Here is a 4,996-nt window from a genome sequence, read left to right as displayed (position 1 = left end):
GTTTTGATGATTTCTGTTACATATATAAATTAGAAGAAATTTATAGCTGAAGTGTGAATGTGAAGTGTTGTATGTGGAATCGTGGATTGGAAGTGATGACTCCTGATAGGTGTCAAGTGACTGGTGACTGGTAGCTGGTGACTGGTGACTGGTGACTGGTAACTGGTGACTGAGTAATCAATTTGATGTTTCCCAATCAACTATCAACTATCAACTATCAACTATCACCATTCCCACATAATTCCGGTATTGTCGAAATGGCTGGTGACAATGCGGCCAATATTGTCTATTTGGGCTATTTCTTCAGCAGAAAGTTTGACTTCTGCGGCTTTGGCGTTATCTTGTGCTTGTTGGGGATATCTTGCACCAGCGATCGCATTACTTTGGGGTTGGGCTATTAACCAGGCTAATGCTAACTGCGCTAAACTACAATTATGTTTTTCGGCTACTGGTCTAAGTTGCTCTAATGCTTGTTGAGCGCGTTCAAAATTCTCTCCTTGAAATAACTTATTTTGCGATCGGTTATCTTCTGGATCAAATTTATGTCCTGGGGCAAATTTACCAGTTAACAATCCTTGTGCTAAGGGTGAATAAGCCAAAATTGAAATATTATTTTCTACACAATAAGGCATGGCATCGGTTTCTACATTGCGCCAAAAAAGGGAGTAAGCTGGTTGTAAACTATCAATTCTGCCATATTGAACGGCTTCTGCTAGTTGTTCACGGGAAAAGTTAGAAACACCGATGGCGCGAATTTTACCTTGTTCTTTTAAGTGATTTAAGGCACTCATGGTTTCCTCTATGGAAACGATTTCACTTTTAAAAGAACCAGATGGCCAATGAATTTGATAAAGGTCGATATAATCAGTTTGGAGATTTTTCAGGGAACGTTCACAAGCTTCTATCACTTGTTGATATTTGAGATGATTGGAAAAAACTTTAGTAGCATATTCCACGCGATCGCGTACATCGGACAAAGCTTGGGCTACAATCTGTTCAGAATGTCCATCACCATAAATTTCAGCAGTATCTATAGTTGTTATTCCCGCTTCATAAGCAGCGCGAATGGTTTTAATTGAATCTGCATCTTCTATTCCCACCCACATTCTTTTCCCTGCTTGCCAAGTTCCCATTAAAATGGGTGTGATTTTAACGGTGGATGTACCCAGTGTGCGTTTTTCCATAGTTTTGCTGTAATTTTGCTGTAATTTTGCTGTAATTTCTGACAAAAGGTGATATTGATGAGGAAACCATTAAACTTTTAACCTATTACCTGTAACCTGTCACCTATCACCTATCACCTATCACCTATCACCTATCACCTATCACCTATCACCTATCACCTAATAAAAGACGCTCATGGAACTGACTACCACTTTTCACGCTCTCAAAGAATGGTCTGTAGCTGTAAATGCTTTAGAAAGTGGACAAACAATTATGTTACTACGTAAAGGTGGTATTCATGAACGGGGAGGACGCTTTACTGTTGCATATCCACAGGTTTTACTGCATCCTACTTACGAACATCAACAATCTTTTATGCTCAAAGCTGAATATGCTGATTTGGTTTATCCCGTTACATCAGGATGGCATCCAGAAACAACTCGCATTGGTAGTTGGGCGGAAATTACGGATATTTTACCTGTAGCGGATGAGTCTATTGTGAGTAAATTATTGCCTTTTCATATTTGGAACGAGTATTTTATTAGCGATCGCCTGAAATGGAAAGCACGTCAACCTTTATATATTCTGTTACTACGAACTTATAAACTACCCCAAGTGCAGTATATTCCTTATTTGCCTGAATATGGTGGTTGTAAATCTTGGATTGATTTAAATCAACAAGTGCGGTTAGAAGGTTCAAAAGCGGTTTTATCAGATGATGTTTATGGTAAGTTAGTTAAGACTATTCGTGGGATTATTGGCGATCATTTGTATGCTACATCTTTATAGGTAGGAGTTAATGATTTACAGGATGTGGTGATTTTGAGGATTTTGGATTTTGTCTGAATCAGGATATCCAGGATTATAGGATTTTTAGGATGTGGGTTTTTTGTGGTGATTTTGATGAGTTGGGATTTTGGTGATTTCATGATTTACAGGTTATTTGATTTTGTTAATTTTGTAAATTAATTAATATTTAAGTTGACTAATTACTAAATTTTGGTATTATAAAAAAATAAAATATAGATAATTGAGCAGACAAATAAAATATTAAACACCAATAAACAACTAATAAACTACATCCTGTACATCCTAAAATCCTGGACATCCTGATTCAGACAAATAAAAATATTAAACAATCAAAAATCATCAATCCAAATTCTGGACATCCTGACTCCTAGTATACAATGAAAATAAATCAACCAGAGGTAATCTAAATGGCAACCCAACTTAGTGAACCAACAACTGCACCGAAAACAGTCAAACAACTGGTAATCACTTGGGAAGCTTTACCCGATGATTTTCAGTTAGAGGATGAACCGGTGGAAAATACAGGACAACCGCTTTTAGCAGGTGCATTACGGGAAAGTTTAGAAATAGCAGGTTTTATCAAACCAGAAATGCTAATAGTTTCTAATTTTGGACTTTGTGCGACAGTTAATGGTGAAATTGTTGTTAAAGCACCAGATTGGTTATATATACCATCCGTGAAAGAAGTTTTACCAGAACGTAGAAGTTATACATCATATTTAGAAGGTGAATTTCCCTTAATAGTCATGGAATTTTTATCTCATAATGATGGTGGAGAATATTCTGTTAAACGGAGTTATCCGCCGGGAAAATGGTTTTTTTATGAACAGGTTTTACAAGTTCCTATTTACATAATTTTTGAACCTGATGGTGGTTTATTAGAATTTTATGAATTAAAAAACGACCGATATCAATTGCAATTACCAGATGAAAATGGTCATCATTGGATTGAAAAGATGGGGTTATTTTTAGGAACTTGGCAAGGTGAAAAAGAAGGTAGAAACGGTTATTGGTTGAGGTGGTGGGACAAAAATGGTAATTTGTTACCTTGGGGTTTAGAACAAATTGCTAAAGAAAAAGAAGTTGCAGAACAAGAAAGACAACGTGCAGAACAAGAAAGACAACGTGCAGAACAAGAAAGACAAGAAAAGGAGAGATTAATAGCTTTTTTACTTTCTCAAGGTATTGATCCGAATAATTTACCTACTTAAAGATAAAGTAAACATTTGATAGATCCCGGACTTCTTTAAGAAGTCCGGGATCTGAATCTTATACATGAAATGTCATATTTTTTATCAAAGTTGCAATTTTACTAGCAATTCAATATAAAATCTAAGATTCAAAATCTAACTATCGCACCATGACAAATCTCACTCCTAATTCTAGTTTCAGTGTGACACTACGCTTACAAATTCCCAACCGGGTGGGGATGTTAGCATCTGTAACACAGGCGATCGCTTCTAGTGGTGGTAATCTCGGACAAATAGATTTAATTGAACAAAACCGCCAAGAGTCTATCCGTGATATTACTGTAGATGCAGCAAGTACAGAACAAGCGGAAACTATTGTTCAAGCGGTAAAAGAGCTAATTGATATTAAAGTCATAGATGTTTATGACCGGACTTTTAATTTACATCGGGGCGGGAAAATCAGTATTGCTAGTAGAATTCCTTTAAAAAGTGTTTCTGATTTAGCTATGGCCTACACACCAGGAGTAGGAAGAATTTGTAAAGCGATCGCCGAAAACCCAGAGGAAGTTTACCACCTCACCATTAAACAAAACACCGTCGCCATTGTCACCGATGGTAGCGCAGTATTAGGTTTAGGTAATCTTGGTCCTGGTGCTGCTTTACCCGTAATGGAAGGTAAAGCCATGTTATTTAAAGAATTTGCAGGTATAGATGCTTTCCCCATCTGCTTAGATACCCAAGATACAGAAGAAATCATCAAAGCAGTCAAAAATATCGCCCCTGTATTTGGTGGTGTAAATCTTGAAGATATTGCTGCACCCCGTTGTTTTGAAATCGAAAAAAGACTACAAGCAGAATTAGATATACCAATTTTTCATGATGATCAAAATGGTACTGCAATTGTTACCTTAGCTGCTTTACTGAATGCTTTGAAATTAGTACATAAATCAATTGCAAATATCCGCATTGTCATTAATGGTGCTGGTGCAGCGGGGATCGCAGTTGCTCGTTTACTCAGAAAAGCCGGCGCAGAACAAATTTGGATGTGTGATTCTAAAGGCATTATCTCTATTAATCGCACAGATTTGAACGACGAAAAAAGGGAATTTGCAGTTAAAGCACAAGGAACTTTAGCAGGTGCTACCCAAGGTGCAGATGTGTTTATTGGGTTGAGTGGACCTGGAGTTTTAACACCAGAAATGGTACAAGCAATGACAAAGGATGCTATTGTGTTTGCAATGGCCAATCCCATCCCCGAAATTCAACCAGAATTAGTACCTAAAAATGTCGCAGTCATGGCTACTGGCCGTAGTGACTACCCCAATCAAATTAATAACGTTCTGGCTTTTCCTGGGGTATTTCGTGGGGCGTTAGATTGTCGAGCGAAAACAATTACAACTAATATGTGTTTAGAAGCTGCAAATGCGATCGCTTCTTTAGTCAAACCTTCTGATTTAAATCGAGAACATATTATACCTTCCGTGTTTGATGAGCGTGTTTCTACAGCAGTTGCTGCTGCTGTTAAACAAGCTGCACGGGAAGAAGGTATAGCTCAAAGTTAATAAAATGACAAACCCACTTATGTGGGTTTACAATTCTCATATATGTTCACGACAAAACAGCCATGAAATACTCAATTATTACAGGTTTATTAGCTGGAACGTGATAAATTTATAATACACCAATTTTGATTTATTTCAAAATAGAGATGATGTGTAAATCATCTCTACAGGATTTATTCCTGATGCAAAAACTCCAAATAACTCTTACTCAACTCCTCCACAGCTACATCATAAAATTGTTTACCATGTTCAGGAGTTGCTAAATCAGGA

Annotated in this window: 5 protein-coding genes and 1 pseudogene; 3 read left to right on the top strand and 3 right to left on the bottom strand. The window is 37.1% G+C overall.

What is annotated here, in order from left to right; genetic code table 11:
- Positions 1 to 29: 29 nt before the first annotated feature.
- Both FFR48_RS25265 and FFR48_RS25260 read right to left on the bottom strand, forming a co-directional pair.
- Positions 30 to 200, bottom strand: coding sequence for a hypothetical protein (locus FFR48_RS25265; RefSeq protein WP_162501962.1), 171 nt, complete (start codon positions 198 to 200; stop codon positions 30 to 32).
- A gap of 24 nt (positions 201 to 224) precedes the next feature.
- Positions 225 to 1,184 carry an aldo/keto reductase gene (locus tag FFR48_RS25260; RefSeq protein WP_137669266.1) on the bottom strand — a complete coding sequence of 320 codons (960 nt, stop codon included), beginning with the start codon at positions 1,182 to 1,184 and terminating at the stop codon, positions 225 to 227.
- Between the two features lie 175 nt (positions 1,185 to 1,359).
- Here FFR48_RS25260 and FFR48_RS25255 point away from each other — a divergent pair, with 175 nt between their 5' ends.
- The 3 genes from FFR48_RS25255 to FFR48_RS25245 all read left to right on the top strand — a co-directional run bounded on the left by FFR48_RS25255 (position 1,360) and on the right by FFR48_RS25245 (position 4,726).
- On the top strand, positions 1,360 to 1,953 hold the full coding sequence (locus tag FFR48_RS25255) for a DUF1802 family protein (protein ID WP_096567621.1): 594 nt from the start codon (positions 1,360 to 1,362) through the stop codon (positions 1,951 to 1,953).
- Between the two features lie 428 nt (positions 1,954 to 2,381).
- The gene (locus FFR48_RS25250; protein ID WP_137669265.1) at positions 2,382 to 3,185 is read left to right on the top strand and encodes a Uma2 family endonuclease; all 804 of its coding nucleotides are present in this window, start codon (positions 2,382 to 2,384) and stop codon (positions 3,183 to 3,185) included.
- A gap of 149 nt (positions 3,186 to 3,334) precedes the next feature.
- Complete coding sequence (locus FFR48_RS25245) at positions 3,335 to 4,726, top strand: malic enzyme-like NAD(P)-binding protein (RefSeq protein WP_096567617.1); 1,392 nt, start codon at positions 3,335 to 3,337, stop codon at positions 4,724 to 4,726.
- A gap of 173 nt (positions 4,727 to 4,899) precedes the next feature.
- Here FFR48_RS25245 and FFR48_RS25240 read toward each other — a convergent pair.
- A pseudogene (locus tag FFR48_RS25240) lies at positions 4,900 to 4,996 on the bottom strand (creatininase family protein); the annotation flags it as partial.

The sequence above is a fragment of the Sphaerospermopsis reniformis genome (assembly GCF_005402885.1).
Classification (GTDB): Bacteria; Cyanobacteriota; Cyanobacteriia; order Cyanobacteriales; family Nostocaceae; genus Sphaerospermopsis; species Sphaerospermopsis kisseleviana.
This window is presented reverse-complemented; position numbering and strand designations above follow the sequence as displayed.

Bases quoted from the DNA above. Each gene is read 5' to 3' on its own strand.
- FFR48_RS25245 (WP_096567617.1), top strand. From the start codon at position 3,335: ATGACAAATCTCACTCCTAATTCTAGTTTCAGTGTGACACTACGCTTA.
- FFR48_RS25260 (WP_137669266.1), bottom strand. From the start codon at position 1,184: ATGGAAAAACGCACACTGGGTACATCCACCGTTAAAATCACACCCATT.
- FFR48_RS25255 (WP_096567621.1), top strand. From the start codon at position 1,360: ATGGAACTGACTACCACTTTTCACGCTCTCAAAGAATGGTCTGTAGCT.
- FFR48_RS25250 (WP_137669265.1), top strand. From the start codon at position 2,382: ATGGCAACCCAACTTAGTGAACCAACAACTGCACCGAAAACAGTCAAA.